The sequence below is a fragment of the Lysinibacter cavernae genome, from assembly GCF_011758565.1.
Classification (GTDB): Bacteria; Actinomycetota; Actinomycetes; order Actinomycetales; family Microbacteriaceae; genus Lysinibacter; species Lysinibacter cavernae.
In genome coordinates, this window is sequence record NZ_JAAMOX010000002.1 from 793,932 (window position 1) to 817,895 (window position 23,964).

Sequence of the window (23,964 nt, forward strand, 5' to 3'; positions counted from 1 at the left end):
CAAGCGTTGTTCCCGTCCGAGGTAGTCACAGTGCCCCTCTCATTCCGCGCGTCGGAGGTATCCTCTGGTCATGGGAGATGTACAAGCGGACATCCGCGAATTTCTGAAATCTCGGCGAGCCAGGCTCACCCCTGAGCAGGCGGGCTTGCCCATCTATGGCGGCAACCGTCGGGTGGCTGGCCTCCGTCGCGAAGAGGTCGCGATGCTCACCGGGGTATCGGTTGACTACTACATCAGGCTAGAACGCGGCAATCTTGCAGGGGCTTCCGAGAGCGTGCTCGACGCACTTGCCCGCACCCTGCAACTTGATGAGGCCGAGCGGGAGTACCTGTTTGACCTTGCGCGCGCGGCTGGCCCGACGCGGCGGCCGAAAAAGCAACCGGCCTCGCTAGTACGTCCGGCCATCCAGCAGGTTCTGGATGCCATGGCCGACGCCCCCGCCTGGGTTCGCAACGGGCGCCACGACATCCTTGCCGCCAACCGGATGGGCAGGGCCCTCTACGCCCCCATGTTCGAGGGTTCCGCTCACGCGGTGAATACCGCAAGGTTCACCTACCTCGATCCAAGGGCGCATACGTTCTGGCGCGATTACGACGCCGTCGCCAATAACGCGGCTTCGATGTTGCGGCTTGAGGCCGGGCGCAACCCGCACGATCCCGAACTGATCCGACTCGTTGGTGAGCTCTCGACGCAGAGCGAGGTGTTCCGCGAACGCTGGGCCTCCCGCGATGTTGTGCTGCATCGGAGTGGAATCAAGCGGCTGCACCATCCCATAGTTGGGGATCTTGACCTCAACTACGAGTCGATGGAACTCCCGAGCGAGCCCGGACTCGTCATGAATGTTTACACCGCTCCCGTTGGCTCTGCTTCGGCGGATGCCCTCAGGATGTTGGCATCGTGGGCGGCGACGCGCGAGGAGGAAGCCCCGATCATCGGGGTGAGCGCAGAGCGTTAGCTCGCACAGTTGGGAGAAGGGTGCTTGCCGAACCAGGGTATGCCAGGCCCTCCCAGCACCGCGGGGGCGGGCGTAGTGTCAGGTCCATGACTGTTACCAATCTCACCCTGAACAACGGAATCACAATGCCATCTCTTGGCTTCGGCGTGTTCCAGTCTCCACCTGAAGAGACGACCGCAGCGGTCGCCGAGGCGCTGCGCGTTGGCTATCGCCACATCGATACCGCCGCTGCTTACGGCAACGAGCGAGAGGTTGGCCAGGCGATTGCTGCCTCTGGCCTCCCGAGGGACGAAGTCTTTGTTGAGACCAAAGTGTGGATTAGCGACTACGGCTACGACAAGACCCTCCACGCGTTCGAAAAATCGGCCGCAAAGCTTGGTATCGAGCAGATTGATTTGCTTATTCTGCACCAGGCGTTGCCCTCCGAATTTGCGCAAACGTTGGATGCCTACCGCGCGCTTGAACGGCTCGCAGCTGACGGCAAGGTGCGGGCGATCGGTGTGAGCAATTTCATGCCAGAGCACCTCACGCAGCTGTTGGATGTTGCGACCATCGCGCCAGCGGTGAACCAGATCGAGATGCATCCGTACTTCCAGCAGCGCCAGCTCGTGGCGATGAATGCTGAGCACGGCATCCTGACCCAGGCGTGGTCGCCTATCGGAGGCATCACGTTTTACCGCGAGGGCCCGGGCGGCAGCGTGCTTGACGACCCCACAATCGCCGCAATCGCTGAGGCTCACGGCAAGTCTGCGGCGCAGGTCATGCTGCGCTGGCACCTGCAGCAGGGGCGATCAGCTATTCCAAAGTCGGTCAAGCCGCATCGAATCGCCGAGAACTTCGATGTCTTTGACTTTGAACTGACCGACGCCGAGCTCGCGCAGATTGATTCGCTCGACACGGGCATCCGGCGCGGTCCTGAGCCAGAGCAGATCACGCTTGAGACCTTTTGGCGAGACATCCCCGAGGCCTAATCCGAAGCCAGCGAGGGCAGCGGGTGCGTGCTCGCCCTTGTTCCACGCACCGAACGAACGTACAGGAGAAAACTAATGGAATATCGACCACTCGGACGCACCGGCGTTCTTGTCAGCCCACTGTGTTTGGGCACGATGATGTTTGGCCCGTGGGGCAACAACGACCAGGCCGACGCAACACGCATCATCCATCACGCCCTCGACGCTGGCATTAATTTTGTCGATACCGCGGATGTGTACTCCGGCGGTGTCTCCGAAGAGATTGTCGGAAGGGCCCTTGCCGGCCGACGGGACGATGTGGTGCTCGCAACCAAGTTCTTCATGCCGATGGATGCTCGCCCGAATCATTCTGGCGGCTCTCGAAGGTGGATCATGCGGGCGGTCGAAGACTCGCTCCGCAGGCTCGGCACCGACTACATCGACCTGTATCAGGTGCACCGTCCAAGCCCGACGACGGATGTTGAAGAAACTCTCGGGGCGCTGACCGATCTCGTGCGGCAGGGAAAGGTCCGCTCCATTGGCTCATCCTCGTACTCTGGGAGCCAAATCGTTGAGGCGCAGTGGGTCGCTCGCGAACGCAACCTGTCGCGGTTTGCGACTGAGCAGCCGCCGTACTCAATTCTTGTTCGGGGTATTGAGCAGGATGTGCTGCCAGCGATTCAGCGGCACGGCATGGGCTCGCTGAGCTACAGCCCCCTCGCTGGCGGCTGGCTGTCTGGCAAGTGGCGAAAGGATGCCGCGCCGGTGCCGACCTCGCAGGCTCGGCCAACAGCTCGCTTCGACATGACGACTGCAGCCAATCAGCGAAAACTTGACGTTGTTGACGAGCTTGGCCGCCTCGCGGATGACGCGGGAATCCCCTTGATCGAGCTGGCTATTGCCTTTGTGATCCGCCACCCGGGCATCACATCCGCAATTATTGGTCCACGCACGATGGAGCAACTGCAATCGCAGTTGCCTGCCGCCAGCCTCACGCTCAGCGATGAGATTCTGGACCGTATTGATGGACTGGTTCCGCCGGGAACAACGATCAACCCCGACGACAATAGCTATGGCGCGGCCGAGCTGTTGCCGTCCTCGCGGCGGCGCTGAGCAAGCGTGACGCTAACCGCTGGTGTCGCGCAGGCTGTGCCTGTCAGGGGTGCCGAGTCGCGGCACCCAGCACCGAACTCGCGTCTGGTAGTCGAGATAGGCGGCACCAAACCGTGCGGTGAGGTCGGCCTCCTCGACCGGGCGGATGAGCCAGTTCCAGACCAGCGATCCGCACAGTGCGTATGCGATCACGAGCCACGAATTTGCGATCATGCCAACCGCGACTCCCTGCGCGATGCCGGCAACGGCCATTGGGTTGCGCACCCAGCGGTAGGGCCCGGCGATCACCAGTTCCGACGTCTGCGCGGCCGGAAGCGGGGTGCCTTTGCCGTGACTGACCATGCTCACCGCCGACCAGATGCCGAGGGCGCTTGCGGCAATGAGGAGCGCAATGCCGGAGGCATTTGTAGCTGGAGTGAGGTCAATGTGCAGCCCCCAGCGCCATTCGACGGCAACAAGGATGAGCGGAACCACAGCGAGGGAAAGCCCCCAGAAGACAGTGATTTGCAGGGCAGTGGTCGCCAGATGCGACCGGGTGGATGCCTGGCGAGCCACACGAAACTTGAACGGACCGTTTGCGATGAGCTCAACAGGGAATCGGCCAGCGTACATGAGCAGGGTCGCCGCAACCGTGCCAACCGAGCTCGCGATCATGAGCAGGGCTCCCCATCCGGCCTCTCCCGTGATGGTCGCAACGAGCATCATTGCCGCGGTGACGAGCAGCGTCCACGGGGTCACGACCCAGAGGGCCCAGCGGATGCCGAGGCTCGCGAGCGCCGAAGCCCCAACAAACAGCGGCAGGTCGAGGGCAGCGACCAGTGCCGGGTTGAGCGAGCCGAGCGTGACGTCTTGCACTAATGGCGAAAGCGGCACGAGTATCCACCAGAGGATGCCGGCGAGGGCCTGCAACGCAAAATACAGGCGTCCTGCTCCTCGGCCAAGGCGGACGACGGGGTTGCAGGGAGCCGGCCGAGTGTCCGCCGCTCCCCCGCTCATCCCGCCGTTTGCTTCGACCGTTTGCATGGCCTCAGTCTACGGTTTGGCGGTATGGCGTGTCGGGACCGTCGTTCAGGGAACGCGAATGTTTGGGCGCTGTTGATTCGAGTACGATTATGGGATGTCAGATTCCAGCCGTGCGCAGATCCCGAGCCGTCGGAACGTGCGCTGGGCCGCGATTCTGCAGCTGATTCAGGGTGGGCTCATGGAGGGGTTGCCGTTTCTTGGCCTTCTCGCGCTGCTCCTGTTTGGTGTTGACGCGTCGATACCGGCCAAGGGCTTCTCGTTTATCGTTCCATTTTTTAATGAGCACCTGTACCTTATGATGGCGATGAGCGGCGTGTTTGGGGCCCTCCGCGTCATTGGGGCCATTGGGCTGCTGCGGAACCGGATGTGGGGCTTCGCTCTTTCGCTGATCAACTGCGTCGTGACGCTTGTGCTCATGATGTTTATGCTGCCGGCGGGTATCTTTGATGGCCTGCTCTCGGGCGGTGCGCTGTTGCTGCTGCTCACCGCATGGTTTGGTCGGCGCGAGATTGGTCCGGCGGGCTTACGCTAAGCGTCTTTGTTTGTTGTGAGACCCGTACCTCCGAGCTGCGTGACGCCTTGAGCATCATCGAGCGAACGACTACCGGATGGGCGAGACGGACCGGCGCAAAATAGAGCTTGCCTCGCCACCCGTTGAGGGTCACGGCGGTTGTGACGCGCAGGAGGCGTTGTTGCGCATCCACGCCAACTGCGCAGTGGAACGTGAGGTGCTTGTCCGGCGCAACAATCAGGGCCTCCTCTCCCTCGACTCTGGTGACATCAAATACTGAGGTGGCCGCGCGAGGAATGCCGATGAGTGGGACGAGGAATTGACGGATGGCGAGCGCCGCGCCTACCCAGACGGGTATTCCCGCGGTGCCAAAGATAGCCTCTGCCCACACTCGTGGGTCAGTTGACGTCCCCGAGGGCAGGGGGATCGCGAGTAGATCGGTGAAGTCGGGCGCTGGCATGCTGTCGAAGACGAGTGATGTGAAGGTTGGGGTGATCATGACTCTCCGTACGGGTGCGTATGTTTCTTAAACATACGCTATCGTATGGTGATGCGAATAGAGAGCGAATCTGCCAAGAACCAGTGGGTTACTGCCGCGTTTGAGTGCATGCTCGATGGCGGCCTTCGGAACATCCGCATTGAAGCCCTCGCTCGCGCGCTTGGTGTCACGAAGGGCTCGTTCTATCATCACTTTGCCAACAGGGCGGAGCTTGTTCGCGCTGCGGTTGAGCGGTGGGAGCTTGAAGGAACCGATGCCATTATTGCCCTGGCGAACCGTGAAGGCGCCCCGGCCGAGCGGCTTCACCGCTTGCTTGGGGTTATCGCGGGCTCAAGTGCGCAGCAGGGTAGAGGCGAGCTCATGCTGTTCCTTGAGGCCTCGGATGAAGGCGTGGGGGATGCCGTCGCCAGGGTCACGGGGCGACGGATCGCCTATGTTGCGCAACTGCTTGAAGAGCACGGGGTGCCAAGTGGCCTGGCGCAGCGCAGGGCGGTCATGGCGGTGGCTGAGTATCACGGCGCCCGCGTGATCGCGGCCGGAACCGACTCGCTGCCGGTGGACGAACGGGTGCTGGATGTTGGCGACGCCATCCGGTTCCTCGAGACCACGCTCTTGGCGCCATAAGATTTGCCTGCGAATAGTCGCGCAGCTGGACAATCTCGCAAAAACTTGCTATCTTCGTGAACGCTGCGGGTTTTTGCCCCCTAAGAAACGGGACAAAAACCTATTGTAGAAAGCCTAACCGAGGGAAGGGGTCCCGTTGGCTATTCAACGTTGGCGTGTCGCCGTTGCGCTCGGCGCTGCCTTCTCGACGGCTCTCCTCTTGCTTCCGGCAATCAGCATGCAGACCAACGTCAGCGACGAGGTTTACGTTCCAAGCTATGCCGCAAATACCGAGGTGAGTGCCGCGGATGCCAAGCGCCCGGCCGCCTTTGACCCAGAGTCGGTCTCTCCGAGCACCCTCGCCTCCATCGACGCCGAAGTGGCCGATCATGTCCTTGCCGACTTACAAGCACAAGAGGCCGCCGCGCTCAAATCCAATGCCGCGCTCCTGACTGGCCCTGTTGTTATGCCGGCCGACGTCGATCCAAAGAGCGTTGTTGGTCTTGCCTATTCAAAGATTGGTTCGGCCTACGTGTTTGGTGCCACCGGCGCTTCGACATTTGACTGCTCAGGGCTTACGCAGTGGGTCTACGGGCAGACGGGCGTCTCAATTCCGCACTACACCGAAGCCCAATACGCGTCGGGCCGAGTGGTTTCCGCCGCAGACGCGCGCCCAGGCGACGTCGTGTACAAACCGGGTCACGTTGGCATCTACATTGGTGGCAACGAGATGATTCACGCCGGAAACGAGGCGACCGGCGTCGAGAAATCGAGCATCTGGTTCACGCCAACCTTCTTGCGATTCGGCGAATAATCACGCCAGAGCGTCACGCTACCGACTAGCCAGCGCGTGTTGTCTTCAGCCCTCGCAGTTTTCGACCCATACTGACGCAAGCGCAACCGACCCAAGATCTACCGGTGCCTGATCTGGCGCGGCCTCGTTGGCGATACGAATGCTGCTGACGCCCGCATACGGCCGGTGCTCAACAATGGTGACCTGGATACCAGGCGTGAGTCCGAGGCCAGCAAAGTAGCGCAGCATCTCGGGGTTATCGTCTGAGATGCGGCTGACCAGCACTGGCTGCCCGATGGGGGCGCTCGACAACTGGTAGGCATCCTGGCGGCGAGGGGTTCCGGATGCCGTTGGAATTGGGTCCCCGTGTGGGTCGCGTTCTGGGTGGCCAAGCGCCGCGTCGAGGCGGTCAATGAGCGTATCGCTCATGGCGTGCTCGAGCACTTCGGCTTCGTCGTGCACCTCGTCCCAGGTGTAGCCCATCATGTTGACGAGGAAGGTCTCGATGAGTCGGTGGCGGCGGACCATAGAAACCGCGTAGCTGTGGCCAAGCTCGGTGAGGGTGATGCCGCCGTATGGCTTGTGGTCAACAAGGCCCTGCTCGGTGAGCTTCTTGAGGCCGTCAGAGACGGTAGAGGTGCGAACGCCAAGCGATTCGGCAACATAGGTGACGCTCACGCTGACATCGTCGCTCCACTCGGTTGCGGCCCAAATGACCTTTAAATAGTCTTGGGTCGCGTTGGTGAGAGAGGAAACAGCCATTGGACAATCTTACGATGCACAAGCGACAAACGGGGCGACGCGCATCCTGAGCCCCTGTAGGCCGCGCAGAACGTACGGAATCGGTAGGGTGATGTGCATGACAACAGCAAGCTACACGGTTCGCAAATGGGTGAAGCCTGAAGACCTGAACCAGCACGGCACGCTCTTTGGCGGAAGCTTGCTGCGGTGGATTGACGAAGAGGCCGCGATCTGCGCCATTTTCCAGCTTGGTAACGACCGGCTGGTAACCAAGTTCATTTCCGAGATCAACTTCGTGAGCTCGGCCGTGCAGGGCGACCTCATCGAGATGAATTTTTCGGTCGTGAAGTTCGGTCGCACCTCAATTACGCTGTCATGCCACGTGCGCAACGTCCTGACGCGCGACGAGGTGTTGACGATTAGCACGATCGTGTTTGTTGGCCTTGGGTCCGACGGGCTGCCGGTGGCTCATGGGCTCACCGACGCAACGCAGGGCAGCGAGCGGGTGCCATTCCGAGAGAGCCGACGGCTGGGTTAACCGTTCGCGGGAGCTACCGCGTTGGTACTCAACGAGGGTAACTGCTGACAAGTTCGCAACGTCTGGCCCTTAGGGGGCCGAACCCTCGGTGGCCAAACAAGGACGTGGGCTACGGAATCAGGCGCGAACGAAGCTGATCGGTCGAGTGCACGATCGAGAGCGCTCCTGTCGACTCCTCCGGGCTGCCGTAACCCCACTCCACAACGATGGTTGGGATGCCGTGGGCAGCCGCACCGTTGATGTCAAAGATCCGGTCGCCCACCATGACGGGGTTGCTTGTGTCAACGCCGGCGGCGCTGAGGCGAATGAGCGCCTCCTCAACAACATCCGCTTTGGCGCTTCTGGTCTCATCGAGCGACGCGCCAACGATGGCCGTAAAGCAGTCGGTGAGGTCAAAATGTTCGAGGATTTCGACGGCCTGCAGCTCGCCCTTAGATGTGGCCAGGCCAATGGGGATACCGGCCGCGTGGACCTCACGAATCAGACCGGCGACGCCAGGGTACACAGCAGAACCAGAGCCTGGCCCGAGCTGTGCGGCGATATTGCGCTGGATGATGAGGGTTTCGTCGGCAAGCTCTGGAGTCATCCCGAGGGTGTGGATGAACGTGTCGCGAAGCGGAGGACCAATCATCGCGAAGAGCTCTGCCTCGCTCGGTTTTGGCTGGCCGACCTGCTCGAGTGCCTGGCTAATGCGGGCCATGATCCCCGGCGCCGAGTCGGTGATGGTGCCGTCGAGATCAAACAGGATGCATGACCACGGTGGGGTCTTTGCCGAGAGTTCTGCCGCAACCTCGGGGCTGATGCTGTTCGGGTTTGCAACGAGGGAACTATCGGGGGTGCCCTCAACGGTGCTGTTAATCGTGGTGTCAGTCGTGTTGGCCATTCGACCAAGCTTACCCGTGATGATCTGGGAGAACGGTTGATACGAGCACCGGCCACGCTGGCACACGGATGTGCTTCATGGAATCGAGGTCGCAATTAATGCTGTCTTTTGCGCAAAACGCAGCATTAATAGCGACCTCGAATTGTTGATGACCGATGAGGTGGGGGCAGGGGCGGGCGAGGAGGGGAGCCCGGTCTGTTTGGGGCTATGACTGAAGTGCGTCCGCCGAGATGTCCTCGCCGGCAAGGATGCGCTGCAGGTACTTTCGCAGCACCACAAAGGCGGCAGATCCAGCATCGAACTGGGCGCCCACAAAATTGTCGGTCGTGATGAGGGCGAGGGCATCTAGCGCAGGCATGACTGCCCCCTTGACCGTCTCGCGCTGGGCGACGGGAACGGCGGCCCGCAGCTCGGCCATCGAGGTGAAAACGGGCAGGATGAGCTGGCCCTTCGTCGACCGCACGGTACGAACTCGGGTGCCCTTCTTTTTATGTTTTGAGCCGCTCACGTCAACAACGAGGTAATCGCTAGAAATTGCGGTGAAAAACGCGGAAAGTCGCTCGTAGTCTGGCGTCGCCATGAGGGCATCGAGTGCGATCTTCGCGGCTTCGTTCTGGTAATCGGCCGTGACCTCGGCCGGGATGATCCCCGCCGCGATGCCGCTGGCTGCACTCACGCCATTGGCTGCACCACCACCGGCACCAGTTCCACCGGCGACCGCGTCTGCAGCAGCATCCGGAGTCGCGTCGCTCTGTTCCTCCGGCGTGCCTTCGCCCAGAACATCATTGGAATCGTCGTGCGTATCGCGTGAGCTCATGCGCTTCTCCTGCGGTGGTGCGTGGCTGGTGGGTGAACGCGGCCTAGAACAGCGCGTTGTGGTCGGCCATGCCGCGAAGCGCGTCGTAGTCGAGTACAACACAGCGGATGCCACGGTCCTCGGCGAGGGTGCGTGCCTGCGGCTTAATCTCCTGCGCGGCAAATACGCCCTGAACGGGCGCAAGCAGCGGGTCGCGGTTCATGAGTTCGAGGTAGCGAGTGAGCTGCTCAACGCCGTCGATGTCGCCGCGGCGCTTGAGCTCGACGGCAACGTGGCCGCCGTTCTCGTCGCGGGCGAGGATGTCCACGGGCCCGATCGCGGTGAAATACTCGCGGCGAACCAGCTGGTAGCCCTCGCCGAGCGTCTCGATGTGCTCGGCGAGCAGCTTCTGCAGGTGCGCTTCGACGCCATCCTTAATGAGGCCAGGGTCGACCCCAAGCTCGTGGCTTGCGTCGCTGAAGATCTCGTGGATGTTGATCACGAGCATGTCGGCCGTCTTGTGGTGCACGACCTTCCAGATCTCGGTGATGCCGGCATCCGCCTGGTCTTGCTCAACCTCAACGTCGCTCACGCTGCAGGGTGGGCTCATCCAGTTGAGGGGCTTATAGGAGCCGCCATCCGAATGGATGAGCACGCTGCCGTCGCCTTTCAGCATGAGCAGACGGGTCGCAAGGGGCAGGTGGGCATTGAGCCGACCCGCATAATCAACAGAGCATTTCGCTATCACCACACGCACCCGAATAGCCTACCCGTTGGTGAGTGCGCTCGATTTCGTCGCGGTGACTTTTGGCTCGCGGGCTGCTGGGGACGCGAGGCCGGCAAGCACGATCAGGATGAGCACAAAGATGAGCGCGTGCAACAGTCCAACGTGGTCGCCGAGGAAGCCGATGGCGGGAGGGCCAACGAGGAAGGCAACGTAGCCGATGGTTGCTACTGCGCTCACGGTTGCGGTTGCGGTCTTCGGGTCGTCGGCTGCCGCGGACATCCCAACGGGGAATCCGAGCGAGGCGCCGAGGCCCCACAGCACAACGCCAACGACGGCGAGCCACGGGACAGTTGCGAAGATCGTGAGTCCGAGGCCAACGGCGGCAAATGCGGCACAGCCCAGAAGTACCGGTACACGACCGAAGCGGTCGAGCAGGAACACGCCTCCGAGGCGTCCGATGGTCATGGCGGCGAGGAACACTCCGAGGATTGCGGCGCCCAGCGCGTTGTCGAACCCGTGACCGTCAACCATTGCGAGCGGCAGCCAGTCGTTTGCCGAGCCCTCTGCGAGTGCCATGCCGAGCACAATTGCGCCGAGCAGCAGGGTGCGCTTTTTGCCCCACACGCTGAGTCGGGTTTTCCACGCTGGGGTTGAGGATGCCCCTGCCTCGCTTGGCTCCTCCGGCTCGTCGGCGGGGAGTTCGGGAATGTAGACGGTCGCGACGATAACCAACACAAACACAAGCGCGGCGATGACGCCCATGTGCACGGTGATGGGGATGCCGAGCAGCTCGGCCTGTGCTCCGATAAAGACGCCGACGACGGTTCCGCCGCTGAACAGCGCGTGGAATACCGGCATGATGTTGCGGCCAAGCGCTCGCTCGTTTGCGGCACCCGAAACGTTCATGGCGACGTCGCACACGCTAAAGCCGATGCCAAAGAAGGCGAGCGCGATGATGGCGCCGATTGAGCTGCCAAAGCTCACCGCGATGCCGGCGGCTGGCAGGCCAAGCACGCCGAAGGCGAGGAACCATCTGATGGTGTTGCGGGTTCCCAGCGCGGCGATGATGTGGCTCGAACACAGGAGGCCAGAAATTGATCCGATGGCTATGCCAAACACGATCATGCCCATTTCGCCGGGTGTCGCCCCGAGTTCGTCTCGTACGGCTGGCACTCGGCTGAGCCAGTTGGCCATGCCGAAGCCGGCGAGGGCGAACACCGCAAAAATGGCGTTTCGCCAGGCTGCTGTGGAGTATTTCTGTGTGATTGGAAGTGACATGAGTGCTTTCGTGGTGGATGTCGAATCGATTCGATTCGACGGTACGAAGATCACTCTCCAAAATTCGAATCGATTCGACTAAGCTATCTCGCATGAGTGCCACGAGTCAAGATCGCAAGCGAGTAACCCTTGCCGACGTTGCCGCGCTCGCCGGCGTCAGCACGTCAACCGTCTCGATCGCATTCAGCGACGGAGGGCCGGTTTCCGACGCAATGCGCGAGCGCGTGCGCCAGGCAGCGGCCCAACTTGGCTACACCGGTCCAGACCCGCGCGCAGCATCCCTCCGCCGAGGGCGAAGCGGTCTGATCGGTGTGGTGCTCGACGAGCGACTTGGGGAGGCCTTTCGCGACCCCATCCGCATCGCGCTGCTTGACGGCATCGCCGACGAGATTGGCGCGGCCGGTTCCGGCCTTGCGCTGCTTGGCAACGTGGTGAGTGGGCCGCTCAGCGTTTCAACGGCACCCGTCGACGCGATCATTCTGTTTGGCTGCAGCACAACGGCATCCGAATCGCTGAGCCAGGCGCGGCAGCGGGGCATCCCGGCCATCGAGCTTGAAGGGCCAAGCAGCCTCGACATCGTGTCGATCGACTCCGACAACAGGGGGGCCTCGGCCGCGGCGGCCCGCCACCTTGCGGCGCTTGGGCACCAACGCGTCGCCATGGTCACGCTGCCGCTCACCCCGGAACGCGTTCCGGCGACGTACGGTTCCGATGAGGTCGTGCCAACCCATAACTACGTCGCCTCTGAGCGCGCACTTGGCATCAGGGATGTGTTTCCGGATGCCGTTGGCAGGTCGGTCACAGCAAGTCTTGTTGAGGAGGGCCGGGCTGCTGGCTTCGCACTGCTCGCGGATGCCGCCGGCGTGCTGCTGACGGCATCCGTTCGCCCTACCGCGATTGCTGCCCAGAGTGACTTGCTTGCCCTCGGCGTTATCCGGGCGGCCACCGATCTTGGGCTCGACGTGCCGGGTCAGCTGAGTGTGATTGGCTTTGACGGCATCCGCCTCGACGGGCTCAGCGACCGAGACCTGAGTACGCTCGTGCAGCCTGCTCGCGAGAAGGGTCGTGCCGCTGGCCGCGCCGCCATTCAACTTGTTGAGGGTGAGGATGTTGGCGACCTTGCGTTCTACTCAGAGCTGCGAGTTGGTGACACCACCGGACCAGCACCCTCCGCGTAGTGTTGGGCCATCCATTCGCCGCAGATTGCGATTTTTCCGCTGTTTTTTCGCAACGAGTGGCGAACGGATGCCGTGCTGCGCGGCCGCTCTTGGGTGTTAATAACTTTGTGTTTGGTGGGGATAACTTTCCTCAAACGCCGGAATTACAACGGTGTAATTCAGGGGTGCCTGTGGATAGCTTGTGGAGAGTTCGCGGTGTCGCGAAACGGTCATTCGCGAGCCAGTAGAGGCTAGGCCAGGTGTTGCCCGACCGTGAGCCAGCGCGTGCCTCGAACCCGAAGCCCGAGAGTGAGCGCTCGCGCGCCAACGTAGCCAAACGTAAAGCCGGCCGTGAGCAGACACAAGCCGAGGGTTCCCGACGGGGTGAACGCCAGAACGGCCGCGGCAATGGGCAGGTAGATCACAAGGTTGAGCGCGCCAGTAACGGCCAGGTATTTGGCATCGCCTGCCCCCATGAGGATGCCGTCGAGCACCCAGACGAACCCACCGAGCCCGAGGCTGAGGGACATGATGAGGATGGCGGGCGGCAGCATCCCGAGCACCCCCTCCTCGGTGGAAAAGGCGAAGCCGATGACCGGGCTGAGCGCGCCGATAATCAGGGTGAGGGCGACTCCGCAGATGAGGCCCCAGTGGATGCAGCGGCGCACGATCTGCTGCGTTTTTTGCGCGTCGCCGGCCCCGAGCGTGGCACCAACAAGCGCCTGGGCCGCGATCGCGATTGAATCGAGGGCAAAGGCCGCCGTAGAGAAGAGGGTCATGACCACATGGAAGCTCGCGAGCTCGTCGGTGCCGAGGCCAGTCGCCACAAAGATGGTGACCAGCATGGCGGCCCGGAGGCTCAGCGTGCGCAAGAACAGCCATCCGCCCATCGAAGCCCCAAGCCGGATGCCGGCGAGGCGTGGTCGACGTGAGGCCCCCGTTTCGCGGGCGATACGGTTGGCGACTACGACGTATGCGGCGACCATTCCCCACTGCACGAGCACGGTCCCGAGGGCCGAGCCAAAGATTCCCCAACCAACAACGTAGATCAGCAGGTAGTTGGCGACCGCGTTGACGCCAAAGCCGATGGTCGCCACCCAGAGCGGCGTGAGGGTGTTCTGGAGGCCCCGAAGCAGGCCGGTGGCGGCGTAAACGATGAGCATCGCGGGAACACCAAAGAGCGAGACCGTGAGGTACGTGTGCGCGGCCTGGCTCACATCGGGGGCTGCACCAAACAGATCGATGATGGGATTCGCGAAGAGCGCACCGATCGCGGCAACAACGACGCCAAGGCCGCCGGCGAGCCACAGCCCGTCGATGCCAACGGAGACGGCCCCCTTGGTATCGCCGGCGCCGAGCCTGCGCGCGACGAGTGGCGTTGTTGAGTATGCGAGAAAGACCATGAGGCCGATCATCGTCTGTAATACGGCCCCCGCGAGGGCGATGCCGCCCAGTTCTGCGGCGCCAATGTGGCCGACCATTGCAGAGTCGACCAGCAAGAAGAGTGGCTCAGCGATGAGCGCGCCGAGGGCAGGAATCGCCAGTCGACCGATTGTGCGGTCAACGGCGGTGAACTTCATGGCTCAAGGCTAGCCGAGGGGTGCGACAGGGGCGCTGTTGGCCGGGAGTGCTTTGGGCCGTGGATGTTGTTCTCCACAACCAGCCAATCCCGCAATTCGCTCACAGCAGACGACATCTCTGCCCACACGCAGCCTCGTCACAATAAGGTAGGTGTCATGGCTCAGAACACGGACACATCGCGCGCAGCAACCACCGCATCCACCCTTCCTTCTGGCATTGATCTTGCCGAGCTAGACCCAGAGACTCGTCCGCAAGACGACCTCTTCCGCCATGTGAATGGCAAGTGGATTGACCGCACCGAGATCCCAGCAGACAAGGCTCGTTACGGTGCCTTCCACGTGCTTGCCGAAGAGGCAGAGAAGGCCGTTCAAGACATCATCATCGAGGCCCAGTCGGCAGAGCCCGGCACCGAGCACCGCAAAATCGGTGACCTCTACGCGAGCTTCATGGATACCGAGCGGCGCGAAGCGCTCGGCACGCACCCTATCAACGACGACGTTGCCTCGGCGCTTGCCGTGACCAGCATCCCAGACCTCGTGGCCCTCACCGCCCGCCTTGAGCGTGCTGGGGCAAGCGGATTCCTTGGCATGGGCGTTGATAACGACCCGGGCAATCCAGAGCGCTACATTATCTTTGTGATGCAGGGCGGCATCGGTCTGCCAAACGAGGCGTATTACCGCGAAGAACAGTTTGAAGAGATTCGAGCCGCCTACCTTGCTCACCTTGAGCGCATGCTTGGGTTTGTTGGGCTGAGCGACGCGGCCGAGGCCGCCAAAAGCATCTTCGATCTTGAGACCAGCATCGCCTCGGTCCACTGGGACAATGTCGCAAGCCGCGACATCCAAAAGCTCTACAACCTGCGCACCCTCGCCGAGCTGCAAGAGATTACCCCCGGGCTTGACTGGAACCTCTACCTCGAAAACATCGGCATTCCACAATCTGCCGTCGCCGAGGTAGTTGCCGGTCAGCCGTCCGCGCTCACCGGCATTACCGAGCTGCTCACCGACGACAACCTCCCAGCCTGGCGCAACTGGCTCGTCTGGCAGGTTGTGCGTTCATCAGCTGCCTACCTCACCGAAGAAATCTCCAGGGCAAACTTCGACTTCTACGGCACCGCACTGACGGGAACCCCCGAACAGCGCGATCTCTGGAAGCGAGCCGTCTCGTTTACCGAAGGCGCCGTGGGCGAGGCCATCGGCAAGGTCTACGTTGAGAAGCACTTCGATAGTCGTTCGAAGCAGGCAATGGATGCCCTCGTTGACAACCTCATCGAGGCCTATCGCCAGTCGATTACGGGCCTCGAATGGATGGGCGCAGAGACCCGCACACGCGCGCTTGAAAAGCTTGAAAAGTTCACGCCGAAGGTCGGTTTCCCGGTCAAATGGCGCGACTATTCCGCGCTCGCGGTTGATGCAGCAGATTTGGTAGGCAACGCTCGCCGCGTCAGCGAAGTTGAGTTCCGTCGCGAACTCGACAAGATTGGCAGCCCAATCGACCGCGACGAGTGGTTCATGACCCCGCAGACCATCAATGCCTACTATAACCCTGGGTTTAACGAGATCGTTTTCCCTGCCGCCATTCTGCAGGCACCGTTCTTCGATGTCGAGCGCGACGCCGCCGCAAACTACGGCGCGATTGGTGCCGTGATCGGCCACGAAATTGGGCACGGCTTCGACGATCAGGGTTCCCGCTACGACGGCGACGGCAAGCTCACCGATTGGTGGACTGACGACGACCGCGCCGCCTTTGAGCAACGCACCAAATCGCTCATCGATCAGTACAACGCCCTTGCCCCCGCGCAGGTCCCCGGCAACTTCGTCAACGGCGAACTCACAATTGGTGAGAACATCGGCGACCTCGGCGGCCTGTCCATCGCCTGGAACGCCTACCTCCTGTCGCTCGACGGTGCAGACGCTCCCGTCATCGATGGTCTTACGGCCGCACAGCGGTTCTTCCTTTCCTGGGCGCAGGCCTGGCAGCAGAAGGGCCGCGACGAAGAAGTTATCCGACTGCTCACCATCGACCCGCACTCGCCAAACGAGTTCCGTTGCAACCAGATTGTGCGCAATATCAACGAGTTTTACGCGGCGTTCGACGTTGCTGAGGGCGATGCGCTCTGGCTCGCGCCAGAGTCGCGCGTGACCATCTGGTGACCGGCGTGAATGCCGGGCCATCCGTCGCAGGTGCAGATTCGGCGGCGGATTCAGACCCGTCGGTGGCAGGGTTAGTGCCTTCCGTGACGGGTTCAGATCTCAGCAATATCGAGGTAGCTGCCATCGCCCTCATTCGGGAGCGACGTGTGCTGATGGTCACGGCCCGCGGGCGAGACGTCATCTTCATGCCGGGTGGCAAGGTGGATGCTGGCGAGACGCTCGTGCAGGCCGCAGCGCGCGAAAGTCGCGAAGAGGTTGGGCTTGAGCTCGACGCCACCCAGCTCACGCAGCTCTTTACGGTGCTCACCCAGGCCCATGGCGAGCCTGAGGGGCGCATGGTGAATATGGTGATCTTTGCCGCCGACACCTCGGCAGAGCCGGTCGCCTCAGCCGAGGTAAGCGAGCTTCACTGGGCAACTACGGCCGACCTCTTCCGGTGCCCGCCAGCAGGTGCAGAGGTCGTCAAGCGGCTCAACGCGCTTGGTCTGATTGATTGATTGATTGATTGTTTGATTGACTGCTCTGCCGGCACGATGGCTTTGTGGCTTTGTGGCTTTGTGGCTTTGTGGCTTTGTCGGCACGATCGCTGTGCCGCTGTGCCGCCAGTCGATCTCCATTTCGGCCTCGCGTCCTGGATCGGATGGTGCGGGGACGCCTTGCCCGTGAGCGCACGCGCTGCGGGCATCCGGACAACTCAGCGCTTTCGCTCAGGCTTGGCTGTTAGCGTCTCAACATGAAGCACGATCTGCGACGCGACATTCAATTGGGTTCAAGCCCCGACCGACCGTTTCGCCGTTTCCTGCGGGCATGCCGTGCGTTTGTCGAGCGGCGACCGCTGCTGCGGATGCTGTATCGGTTGTTTGTTGCCGTGAGCGGAACCGCCGTTGTGCTGCTGGGGCTCATTTTGATTCCGCTGCCCGGTCCTGGCTGGCTCGTCGTATTTGTTGGGCTCGGCGTCCTTGGCACCGAATTTGCCGGCGCGCGACGTGCGTCGGAGCGGCTCAAGCGTTGGCTGGTGAATTTGTGGGAGTGGTGGCAGGCGCGCCGTGGGCGTTCGTCGGCAGTCGGCGGCAGTCGAGGCTCGCAAACGGGTGCAACGCGTCCGGGCCCTCACAATCATGAAGAATCTTTTGGCGGAAATGTGACGCTTGTTTCCGTGTCCGCCTCAGATCGCGTCTAGCCGCCTCCTTTCTGGCGACGGGATGCTTACGACCAGTTTTCGCCTCAGTGCAGGGATTTTATTGGGAAAAGACCGCCGGTAGGCTCGCATTGAAACACGGGGCGTTTTCGTCTCTCGGACGCAAATGCGGTATAAAAGCGTTATGCATAAACAAATGCGCATTTTGTGCCCTGTCTTGGATGTCTAGCGTGATTGAGCATTGTGGAATGTCTTCCCCTCGATCTCAGGCTGCTTCTCTTGTTGGCGAGCGTATTCGTGCCGAGCGGCACCGTCATGGTGTGAGCCAGATGGAGCTCGCGGAGTTGGCGTCGATGCATTTCACGAGCCTTGGCAAGATTGAGCGTGGTGAGGCAAATCCGAGTTTGGTGACGCTGGTGCGGATTGCTGCAGCGCTTAACGTTGATCCTGCAGTTCTGGTTGCGGGCTTGAGCGAGAGCGATTTGCCGTCTCAATCGCATGGGGTGACGGTCGCTGATCTCATTCGGGCTCGCCGGAACGAACGCGAGTAGTTCTTCCCTGGTGACAGCGGCCCAATCGTTAACGGGGGCTGTTGCTTGATTACGGCGTGTGTGCCCCGCGCGAGATGGTGCTGTAGCCGTGCGCAGTGACTTCAATATTGAGTTTTGCCGGTATCTGTTCTTTCATGGCCTCGACGTGGCTGATGAGTCCGATGGTGCGTCCGCCCGCTCGGAGGCCGTCGAGCGCATGCATGGCAGTTTCGAGGGTCTCGGCGTCGAGTGAGCCAAATCCTTCGTCGATGAACAGCGTGTCGAGTTGGATTCCTCCGGCCTGGTTTGTCACGACCTCAGCGAGACCGAGCGCAAGCGACAGCGATGCGAGGAAGGTTTCGCCTCCTGAGAGTGAGCGCGGTGATCGCGCGAGGCCAGTATGTTCGTCACGGACAGCAAGGCCAAGTCCTGCTCGGGTGTTGCGATACTGTAGCCCGTCGTCGTGCTCAAGTGTGTAGCGGCCGCCGGTTATTTCTCGGAGACGGACATTGGCTGCCGCCACGATCTCTTCGAGCTGGGCCGCGAGCACGTAGGTTTCGAGTCGCATTCGGCGCTCGTTGGGATCATTCCCGAGGAGGGTCTGTGAGAGAACTCGGAGTTGCTCATGGTCGCTCAGAAGCTGCTCAACGTTACTGATTCGCTGCCGGACATCGCTTACAACAGCTGAGACTTGGCTCATACGTTTTGCCGCCACGGCAGCGTCGGCCGTTGCGGTGCTGAGGGCTTCATCGGCCTGTGCTGCTGCATCCGTCGCCTCGGCGAGGTCAACCGGTTCGTTGGGAAGGTCAAGGAACTCATCGCTTTTGAGTGTTTTAGTCGCGTGGGAGTGTGCGTCGCGAACGTCGTCAACGCGCCGTTTGAGCGCAGAGAGGTCTTCTGGCGAACGATGGGCATCTTCTGCCTGTTGGAGTGACTCAAAACCCTGTTGTGTGAGTTGTTCGTTGAGCTGGGCGAGCGCTTGGTCAAGCATCCGGTGAGCCTCGGCAGCTTCCTCCTGTGCGGTGCCGAGCTCGGCGGCGGACTGACGCTGACGCATAAGCGTCTCACGGAGGGCAGCAACCGTCGGGAACGTGCCCTTTGCCTCGCTGAGGCGCTGGATGATGCTGTCATGATCTGCCTGGAGAGCGGCTTGCCTGGCAACAAGTTCTTGGCTGTGTTGTTGCTGATGCTCGAGTTCTTCGTGAGCAAACGCGATGGCTGTACCGATGCGCGTTGACTCCTCCTGTGTTTCAGCGAGCTGAACCGCTGCCGAGTCAAGGACGTGAAGCGAATCCAGCGTCGTGTTGATGAGCGCTTCGATGTCTTCCACCGGCATGCTCTTGGATCGGGTTCGGTGCTCGGCGGCCTCGGTGCTCAGCTTTGTAACCGTTCCGCGTGAGTCTGCAAGGGCCGCAAACGCGTCATCCAACTGCGCCCTGGCTGCTTCGAGTTGGCTATCGCTTACTGTTGCATCGTCTGGTTCAGCAGGATGTGGATGCTCGGCAGAGCCACATACCGGACACGGCATATCCTTGATGAGCGCCGCGGCAAGGTCGGATGCGCTGCCCCGGAGGCGGGCTCGGTTGAGGTCGTCCAGCTTGGCGGCCGCGCTGGCATTCTGCGTGATCGCCTTGCTTTCATCGGCTTGAGCGAGGTCCAATGCTGCTTGCGTTTTTACTGCCAATTCGGCGGCGGTGTGCTGCTGCCTGAGTTCGAGGAGCCTGTCGTTGAGGGATGCTCGGCCGGCCACAGTCGCGGTGAGTTCAAGTATCGTCGCGCCCAGCTGATCGCGTTGCTTTGGGAGCGACACGATGGCTTCCGTTGCCGCCAGTCGTCGCTTCTCAGCCTCGGCGTTCAGTTGGGCGGAATGAGCGAGCTGTTTGTTGAGTTCGTCGAGATGTTTCTCGTCATCAACAAGTTGAGAAAGGGAGCCAATGCGCTCAGCAAGGACTTGGATGAACGTTGACAGTTCGGCCGCGGAGAGCTCGCCTGCTGCCAGTGGTGCGCCTGCGTCGTTTTGCTCGTCGACATCCGTTTGATGCTGGCGAAATCGTTGTCTCGCCTCGGTCTCACGCTCTTGGGCCTTCGCGCTCGAATCACGTGCACGGGTGACGGCGGAACGGAACGGCCAGGCGGCCTTCGCTCGCTCACCATCTTCGAGTTGCTGCTTGTCAGCGAGGTGGGATTCGCGGTGCCGATCAAGTTCGGCAATCGTTTCACGTGCAACGTCTCGTCGCTGCTGAAGTGCAGCAATGTTCTGCAAATGGGCCAGTGTGTTCGATCTGGACTGAGCCTCGCTTGCGGCGGCATCCTGCGAACGGAGGGCCGTCTTGTGTTGCTCAGTGAGTAAGGAGAGCTGCGCCGTAAACCAGGCGAGGCTGTGTTTGTCTGCCTCGGGCTCGGGCTCGGGCTCGGGCTCGGACTCAGATTCGGATTCGCGGTCGGGGCCTTGCCCTGTGCTGGCATCCCTTGCCTTGTTCGCGCCGCCTGTCCCATCTGCACTGCCCGTGGAGTCGCTGGATTCGCTCTCGCTTTCGGCGTCGGATGTGATGCCAAGGGTTTCCACACCCGAGTTGGAATCCGCTTTGGCATCCTCGATTATCGACGACACGATTGCCGCCTGTTGGGCTACAAGCTCGAGAGCAGAGGCAACGCCAGCGCCGGATGCGCGACTGCGCTCGGCCAGATGCTCCTCGAGTCGTTCGAACCGTCGGGTATTAAACAATGACCGGAGAAGGGCTTGGCGATCGTCTTGTTTGGCCAAGAGAAATCGCTGAAAGTCGTTCTGGGCCAGCATGATGACCTGTGAGAATTGCTCGCGCGTGAGTGGCAAGATGCGACTGAGTTCGTGAGCGGCCTCGCGCTCCTTAGCGGCGATCACTTGCCATTCGTACTGGCCTGGCTGGCGGACAGCTACCTCGACGGAAGAAGCCTGTTTTGTGGTGCCGGAGCCTGATCGTTTGGGGCGCTCGTATTCAGGCGTGCGGTGAACCCGATACTCAGTGTTGTTGAGGGTGAACTCAAGCGTGACGAAGGATGCATCTGTGCCTGACGCATGATCGCTGCGCAGCCTCGGTTGGGTGCCATCGTAGCGGGTTACTTTCGCGAAGAGTGCGTAGGAAATGGCATCCAAGATGCTGGATTTTCCTGCGCCAGTTTTGCCACTGATGAGAAAGATTCCGTCATTGACATATTCATCGAAGTTTACGATTTCCTGGTTTTTGTAGGGGCCAAATCCAGCTACGGTGAGCGATCTGATTCTCATCGCTTCGCCTCCGTTTCGCCAACCTGTGCGAGTGCGTCAGCTATGCACTCACGTTCATAATCTGTTTGCCCTACACCGTTGCGAACGTATTCAAGAAACCCGGCGATGAGCGTGGGGTCGCTCTGGGATTGCACACGCTGCGCATACGTCGCCGTTCCGTGGTCGGCGGAAGTATCCGGCTGAAATTCAAGGGTGACGCAGTAGGCGAATCGCTCGCGGAGCTTGGCCATTGCATCGAGTGGCCGCTGCTGGTCAGTAAGAATCGCCGATACCCAGTGCTGCTCAGCCGAGTTATATTCCGATTGGGTTATGAGATCGTTGAGCGTGCCAGTCACAACAGAAAGTGGGCGGGGAATCGGAAGATCGTGCCACTCGACAGCGCCGAGCCCTGTAGCGCCGAGGTCGATTAACCACACACCCCGTGGTTTGTTTGCCTCTGAGAACGAATAGTGGAGCGGGGCCCCCGAATACCGCACTCGCTCGCTGAAAACGGCGCGTCCGTGGATGTGGCCAAGCGCAACATAGTCGGGGCCGTCAAATGTGCTGAGTGACACGTAGTCAAGCCCACCAGCGGTGATATCTCGTTCAACATCGCTTGCTTCGCCACCAACGACAAAACAGTGGGCCATGGCTACAGATCGGACCGGGGATGTATCGGAAGCTCGTGAGGCGAGGTCAGCACGAACGGCATCCATAGCCATTGAGAGCGCCTGCTGTTGGCTGCGGAGCTCAACCTCGGGATGCAGATGACGGATAAGAGACGGCTCAAGATAGGGGATGCCGTAGAAGAGGACTGGCCCGAATTCATCGTTGAGCTCAACCGGCCGTGAATAGGCGTCGTGTTCGGTGAGGATGTGGATGCCTGCTTGGCTTGCCCACTGGGACTGAAACCCGAGTCGGGTGGCTGAATCGTGGTTGCCGCTGGTCATCACGACCGCGATGCCTTCGGAGTGGAGTGCCGTGAGTGTTTCGGTGAGCACCGCATAGTGGTCTGCGGCAGGCGTTGACGTGTCAAAAATGTCGCCGGAAACGACAAGGACATCGACGCTCTGCTGCACGGCCAGCGAGACCAGCGCTGCGAGTACTTGGCGCAAGTGGTCGAGTGTCGATGTGGCATGGAACGTGCGGCCGATATGGAAATCGCTCGAGTGCAGAATCTTCAATGCTGGCTCCTTTCGGGTGCGCGCTGGTGTGGTTATGTTCAAGCCTAACGAGACCACTGACACTCGCATGGTTGAGCGAGGGAGAAGGCCCCTTCTCGGGTTCGTGCGGCTGGAGACGCAAGCAGCTGCCAAACTTTTCCACATCTGGTTCCGCTGACGTAGTTATCCACAAATTTCGCCGTGGCCACTCATTGCCCGTGCTGCGCGGTCAACATTATGGACATGACGCCAATTCCAGCAGACACCCTTCACGAACATCCACTCCTCACCGACCAGAGTATTACCGAACGCATGATTACCATCGTTGGGCGGGCCATACGCCCTCAGGCCTGGATCATGCTCCTTGCCGCCGATTACACACAACTGCCCATTGTGGTTCCCGTCGAAGAAGCTCGACCGCCGACCAAATCGGATCAGATCGAATGGCTCGTCTCCCTCACTCAGCAGCAGCTATTTGACCACACCGCCGATCACGCAATTGTTGTCTGGGAACGACCGGGCCCGCCGACTCTGCACGCAAGCGAGAGGATTGCCCTCGAACGCTTCGCTCAGGCTTGCGCTGACGCACGCGTATCGTTGCGGGCGCAACTGCTGAGTTCGTCGAGGGGTGTTGGCTACCTCACGATTGAACGGGGAACTCAGTGATCGTTTCGCAGGTCGGTTTCCGGCGAGATCACCCGTTCGACGTGGGCAAGCACTCGATCGCGCAGCGCGAGATCTACGAACCCAAGCTTGGCACAAGCCTCCTTCGCAACGGCGTCGTACAGATCAATGGTCGCCAGCAGGGCCTTGCCAATACTGTCCTGTGTATACAACGCAAACGTCGCAGCGACCTGACTGGAATACGGCTCAGGCAGCCATTCGCCCAGGTGATGTCCGTTGTGCCAGGTATCGGCGACGCCGGCTTGCCCCTCGACCCGCTCCGGTTGTCCTCGCGAGGGAGAAGGCGCGGTTACCATCCATTGCGACATGACCAACAGCTGTTCTCGCATTTCTGCCAGGCGAAGCTGAGCAGGCCACAGGTCATCTCGAGCGACATAGATAGGCACCTGCGTCGCTTCGAACCAGAACTCTCGCTGGTGAGCATCCACTTCGTCAGACGACGGCATTGCCGCTGCGGGGCGAGCCGGCGTATGCGTAGGCAGCTCCCGCGTGATACCGCTTTTGTCGAGCAGTACCGTGAACCCGCGTGTGTACGTGGCATCGAGACCGCTGCGCCGCATCCGCTCGATTCTCAGCGGCCCGGCCAGTGTGAAGTCAATCTTCCGACCGCCGGCAAATACGGCGAGACAGGTAGGCCAATCTGGCTCTCCGTCGCCCCCATTGGCAAGGTGAATACTCACGAGTACAGGCCCGATGCTTGTCAGCCAGACGTCCGAATCCCACAGCTGGTGAGTCGCGATGTCATTCGAGGTCATGATCAGTTCGAGGTCAAGGTCGGAAAATCGATCAACGCGCGCGTTTCTGCCGCGCGAACCGGTGAGGATGACCGCGTCGATGATGTCCGATTCGCGGGCAAACGCCAGCACCTTCTCCAGCAGGTCGTGAGGATTCTCCATGTCCCGCC

Annotated in this window: 24 protein-coding genes; 13 read left to right on the forward strand and 11 right to left on the reverse strand. The window is 61.2% G+C overall.

The genetic code is table 11. The features are described from left to right. The first annotated feature begins 70 nt into the window (after positions 1-70). From FHX76_RS12855 to FHX76_RS12865, 3 genes are all read left to right on the forward strand, one after another. Positions 71-955, forward strand: coding sequence for a helix-turn-helix transcriptional regulator (locus tag FHX76_RS12855; RefSeq protein WP_167151219.1), 885 nt, complete (start codon positions 71-73; stop codon positions 953-955). Positions 956-1,041: 86 nt separating this feature from the next. Beyond that, positions 1,042-1,926, forward strand: a complete 885-nt coding sequence (locus FHX76_RS12860; protein WP_167151221.1) for an aldo/keto reductase — start codon at positions 1,042-1,044, stop codon at positions 1,924-1,926. A gap of 75 nt (positions 1,927-2,001) precedes the next feature. Beyond that, positions 2,002-3,018, forward strand: a complete 1,017-nt coding sequence (locus FHX76_RS12865) for an aldo/keto reductase (protein WP_167151223.1) — start codon at positions 2,002-2,004, stop codon at positions 3,016-3,018. A 12-nt stretch (positions 3,019-3,030) separates the two neighbouring features. Here FHX76_RS12865 and FHX76_RS12870 read toward each other — a convergent pair whose 3' ends face one another. Next, the gene (locus tag FHX76_RS12870; protein WP_243848795.1) at positions 3,031-4,041 is read right to left on the reverse strand and encodes a methyltransferase family protein; all 1,011 of its coding nucleotides are present in this window, start codon (positions 4,039-4,041) and stop codon (positions 3,031-3,033) included. Positions 4,042-4,135: 94 nt separating this feature from the next. On the opposite strand from FHX76_RS12870, the gene FHX76_RS12875 reads away from it, so the two are divergent. Next, on the forward strand, positions 4,136-4,573 hold the full coding sequence (locus FHX76_RS12875; protein ID WP_167151226.1) for a DUF2127 domain-containing protein: 438 nt from the start codon (positions 4,136-4,138) through the stop codon (positions 4,571-4,573). Here the strand turns inward: FHX76_RS12875 and FHX76_RS12880 are convergent. Further along, complete coding sequence (locus FHX76_RS12880) at positions 4,524-5,051, reverse strand: DUF2867 domain-containing protein (protein ID WP_167151228.1); 528 nt, start codon at positions 5,049-5,051, stop codon at positions 4,524-4,526. The genes FHX76_RS12875 and FHX76_RS12880 overlap by 50 nt on opposite strands. A 51-nt stretch (positions 5,052-5,102) precedes the next feature. Here FHX76_RS12880 and FHX76_RS12885 point away from each other — a divergent pair, with 51 nt between their 5' ends. Continuing rightward, positions 5,103-5,675: a TetR/AcrR family transcriptional regulator gene (locus FHX76_RS12885; RefSeq protein ID WP_167151230.1), complete on the forward strand. Its 573-nt coding sequence runs from the start codon at positions 5,103-5,105 to the stop codon at positions 5,673-5,675. Positions 5,676-5,811: 136 nt separating this feature from the next. Continuing rightward, positions 5,812-6,468 carry a C40 family peptidase gene (locus tag FHX76_RS12890; RefSeq protein WP_167151232.1) on the forward strand — a complete coding sequence of 219 codons (657 nt, stop codon included), beginning with the start codon at positions 5,812-5,814 and terminating at the stop codon, positions 6,466-6,468. A gap of 45 nt (positions 6,469-6,513) precedes the next feature. On the opposite strand, the gene FHX76_RS12895 is transcribed toward FHX76_RS12890, so the two are convergent. Beyond that, a complete protein-coding gene (locus tag FHX76_RS12895; RefSeq protein ID WP_167151234.1) occupies positions 6,514-7,209 on the reverse strand; it encodes a metal-dependent transcriptional regulator in 696 nt (231 codons plus the stop codon). 97 nt (positions 7,210-7,306) lie between these two features. On the opposite strand from FHX76_RS12895, the gene FHX76_RS12900 reads away from it, so the two are divergent. Continuing rightward, positions 7,307-7,726, forward strand: a complete 420-nt coding sequence (locus FHX76_RS12900) for an acyl-CoA thioesterase (protein ID WP_167151235.1) — start codon at positions 7,307-7,309, stop codon at positions 7,724-7,726. Positions 7,727-7,835: 109 nt separating this feature from the next. Here the strand turns inward: FHX76_RS12900 and FHX76_RS12905 are convergent, their stop codons facing one another. The 4 genes from FHX76_RS12905 to FHX76_RS12920 all read right to left on the reverse strand — a co-directional run bounded on the left by FHX76_RS12905 (position 7,836) and on the right by FHX76_RS12920 (position 11,410). Further along, positions 7,836-8,609, reverse strand: a complete 774-nt coding sequence (locus tag FHX76_RS12905; protein ID WP_167151237.1) for an HAD hydrolase-like protein — start codon at positions 8,607-8,609, stop codon at positions 7,836-7,838. A 205-nt stretch (positions 8,610-8,814) separates the two neighbouring features. Next, positions 8,815-9,426, reverse strand: coding sequence for an SseB family protein (locus tag FHX76_RS12910; protein WP_167151239.1), 612 nt, complete (start codon positions 9,424-9,426; stop codon positions 8,815-8,817). 43 nt (positions 9,427-9,469) lie between these two features. After that, positions 9,470-10,162, reverse strand: a complete 693-nt coding sequence (gene nucS, locus FHX76_RS12915) for an endonuclease NucS (protein ID WP_167151241.1) — start codon at positions 10,160-10,162, stop codon at positions 9,470-9,472. A gap of 9 nt (positions 10,163-10,171) precedes the next feature. After that, on the reverse strand, positions 10,172-11,410 hold the full coding sequence (locus FHX76_RS12920) for an MFS transporter (protein WP_167151243.1): 1,239 nt from the start codon (positions 11,408-11,410) through the stop codon (positions 10,172-10,174). 92 nt (positions 11,411-11,502) lie between these two features. Between FHX76_RS12920 and FHX76_RS12925 the strand changes: the two genes are divergently transcribed. Next, positions 11,503-12,588, forward strand: a complete 1,086-nt coding sequence (locus FHX76_RS12925; RefSeq protein WP_167151246.1) for a LacI family DNA-binding transcriptional regulator — start codon at positions 11,503-11,505, stop codon at positions 12,586-12,588. Between the two features lie 230 nt (positions 12,589-12,818). Here FHX76_RS12925 and FHX76_RS12930 read toward each other — a convergent pair whose 3' ends face one another. Then, positions 12,819-14,147: an MATE family efflux transporter gene (locus FHX76_RS12930; RefSeq protein ID WP_167151248.1), complete on the reverse strand. Its 1,329-nt coding sequence runs from the start codon at positions 14,145-14,147 to the stop codon at positions 12,819-12,821. Between the two features lie 156 nt (positions 14,148-14,303). On the opposite strand from FHX76_RS12930, the gene FHX76_RS12935 reads away from it, so the two are divergent. The 4 genes from FHX76_RS12935 (at position 14,304) to FHX76_RS12950 (ending at position 17,990) form a co-directional block, all read left to right on the forward strand. Then, the gene (locus FHX76_RS12935; protein ID WP_167151250.1) at positions 14,304-16,301 is read left to right on the forward strand and encodes a M13 family metallopeptidase; all 1,998 of its coding nucleotides are present in this window, start codon (positions 14,304-14,306) and stop codon (positions 16,299-16,301) included. Between the two features lie 83 nt (positions 16,302-16,384). Continuing rightward, entirely contained in the window at positions 16,385-16,798 is a 414-nt protein-coding gene (locus tag FHX76_RS12940) for an NUDIX hydrolase (RefSeq protein ID WP_341777950.1), read from the forward strand. Between the two features lie 236 nt (positions 16,799-17,034). Beyond that, positions 17,035-17,481, forward strand: a complete 447-nt coding sequence (locus tag FHX76_RS12945; protein WP_167151252.1) for a PGPGW domain-containing protein — start codon at positions 17,035-17,037, stop codon at positions 17,479-17,481. Between the two features lie 206 nt (positions 17,482-17,687). Further along, positions 17,688-17,990, forward strand: coding sequence for a helix-turn-helix domain-containing protein (locus FHX76_RS12950; RefSeq protein ID WP_167151254.1), 303 nt, complete (start codon positions 17,688-17,690; stop codon positions 17,988-17,990). Between the two features lie 49 nt (positions 17,991-18,039). Here FHX76_RS12950 and FHX76_RS12955 read toward each other — a convergent pair whose 3' ends face one another. Both FHX76_RS12955 and FHX76_RS12960 read right to left on the reverse strand, forming a co-directional pair. Continuing rightward, on the reverse strand, positions 18,040-21,234 hold the full coding sequence (locus tag FHX76_RS12955) for an AAA family ATPase (RefSeq protein ID WP_167151256.1): 3,195 nt from the start codon (positions 21,232-21,234) through the stop codon (positions 18,040-18,042). Beyond that, on the reverse strand, positions 21,231-22,397 hold the full coding sequence (locus FHX76_RS12960; RefSeq protein WP_167151258.1) for an exonuclease SbcCD subunit D: 1,167 nt from the start codon (positions 22,395-22,397) through the stop codon (positions 21,231-21,233). The genes FHX76_RS12955 and FHX76_RS12960 overlap by 4 nt, the downstream gene beginning before the upstream one ends. A 222-nt stretch (positions 22,398-22,619) precedes the next feature. Here FHX76_RS12960 and FHX76_RS12965 point away from each other — a divergent pair, with 222 nt between their 5' ends. Further along, the gene (locus tag FHX76_RS12965) at positions 22,620-23,042 is read left to right on the forward strand and encodes a hypothetical protein (RefSeq protein ID WP_167151260.1); all 423 of its coding nucleotides are present in this window, start codon (positions 22,620-22,622) and stop codon (positions 23,040-23,042) included. Here FHX76_RS12965 and FHX76_RS12970 read toward each other — a convergent pair. Continuing rightward, positions 23,036-23,956, reverse strand: coding sequence for an aminoglycoside 6-adenylyltransferase (locus tag FHX76_RS12970; RefSeq protein ID WP_167151261.1), 921 nt, complete (start codon positions 23,954-23,956; stop codon positions 23,036-23,038). The two genes, FHX76_RS12965 and FHX76_RS12970, sit on opposite strands and share 7 nt — an antisense overlap. Positions 23,957-23,964 lie beyond the last annotated feature (8 nt).

Bases quoted from the DNA above. Each gene is read 5' to 3' on its own strand.
- FHX76_RS12855 (WP_167151219.1), top strand. From the start codon at position 71: ATGGGAGATGTACAAGCGGACATCCGCGAATTTCTGAAATCTCGGCGA.
- FHX76_RS12860 (WP_167151221.1), top strand. From the start codon at position 1,042: ATGACTGTTACCAATCTCACCCTGAACAACGGAATCACAATGCCATCT.
- FHX76_RS12865 (WP_167151223.1), top strand. From the start codon at position 2,002: ATGGAATATCGACCACTCGGACGCACCGGCGTTCTTGTCAGCCCACTG.
- FHX76_RS12870 (WP_243848795.1), bottom strand. From the start codon at position 4,041: ATGCAAACGGTCGAAGCAAACGGCGGGATGAGCGGGGGAGCGGCGGAC.
- FHX76_RS12875 (WP_167151226.1), top strand. From the start codon at position 4,136: ATGTCAGATTCCAGCCGTGCGCAGATCCCGAGCCGTCGGAACGTGCGC.
- FHX76_RS12880 (WP_167151228.1), bottom strand. From the start codon at position 5,051: ATGATCACCCCAACCTTCACATCACTCGTCTTCGACAGCATGCCAGCG.
- FHX76_RS12885 (WP_167151230.1), top strand. From the start codon at position 5,103: ATGCGAATAGAGAGCGAATCTGCCAAGAACCAGTGGGTTACTGCCGCG.
- FHX76_RS12895 (WP_167151234.1), bottom strand. From the start codon at position 7,209: ATGGCTGTTTCCTCTCTCACCAACGCGACCCAAGACTATTTAAAGGTC.
- FHX76_RS12900 (WP_167151235.1), top strand. From the start codon at position 7,307: ATGACAACAGCAAGCTACACGGTTCGCAAATGGGTGAAGCCTGAAGAC.
- FHX76_RS12905 (WP_167151237.1), bottom strand. From the start codon at position 8,609: ATGGCCAACACGACTGACACCACGATTAACAGCACCGTTGAGGGCACC.
- FHX76_RS12910 (WP_167151239.1), bottom strand. From the start codon at position 9,426: ATGAGCTCACGCGATACGCACGACGATTCCAATGATGTTCTGGGCGAA.
- FHX76_RS12920 (WP_167151243.1), bottom strand. From the start codon at position 11,410: ATGTCACTTCCAATCACACAGAAATACTCCACAGCAGCCTGGCGAAAC.
- FHX76_RS12925 (WP_167151246.1), top strand. From the start codon at position 11,503: ATGAGTGCCACGAGTCAAGATCGCAAGCGAGTAACCCTTGCCGACGTT.
- FHX76_RS12930 (WP_167151248.1), bottom strand. From the start codon at position 14,147: ATGAAGTTCACCGCCGTTGACCGCACAATCGGTCGACTGGCGATTCCT.
- FHX76_RS12935 (WP_167151250.1), top strand. From the start codon at position 14,304: ATGGCTCAGAACACGGACACATCGCGCGCAGCAACCACCGCATCCACC.
- FHX76_RS12945 (WP_167151252.1), top strand. From the start codon at position 17,035: ATGAAGCACGATCTGCGACGCGACATTCAATTGGGTTCAAGCCCCGAC.
- FHX76_RS12950 (WP_167151254.1), top strand. From the start codon at position 17,688: ATGTCTTCCCCTCGATCTCAGGCTGCTTCTCTTGTTGGCGAGCGTATT.
- FHX76_RS12955 (WP_167151256.1), bottom strand. From the start codon at position 21,234: ATGAGAATCAGATCGCTCACCGTAGCTGGATTTGGCCCCTACAAAAAC.
- FHX76_RS12965 (WP_167151260.1), top strand. From the start codon at position 22,620: ATGACGCCAATTCCAGCAGACACCCTTCACGAACATCCACTCCTCACC.
- FHX76_RS12970 (WP_167151261.1), bottom strand. From the start codon at position 23,956: ATGGAGAATCCTCACGACCTGCTGGAGAAGGTGCTGGCGTTTGCCCGC.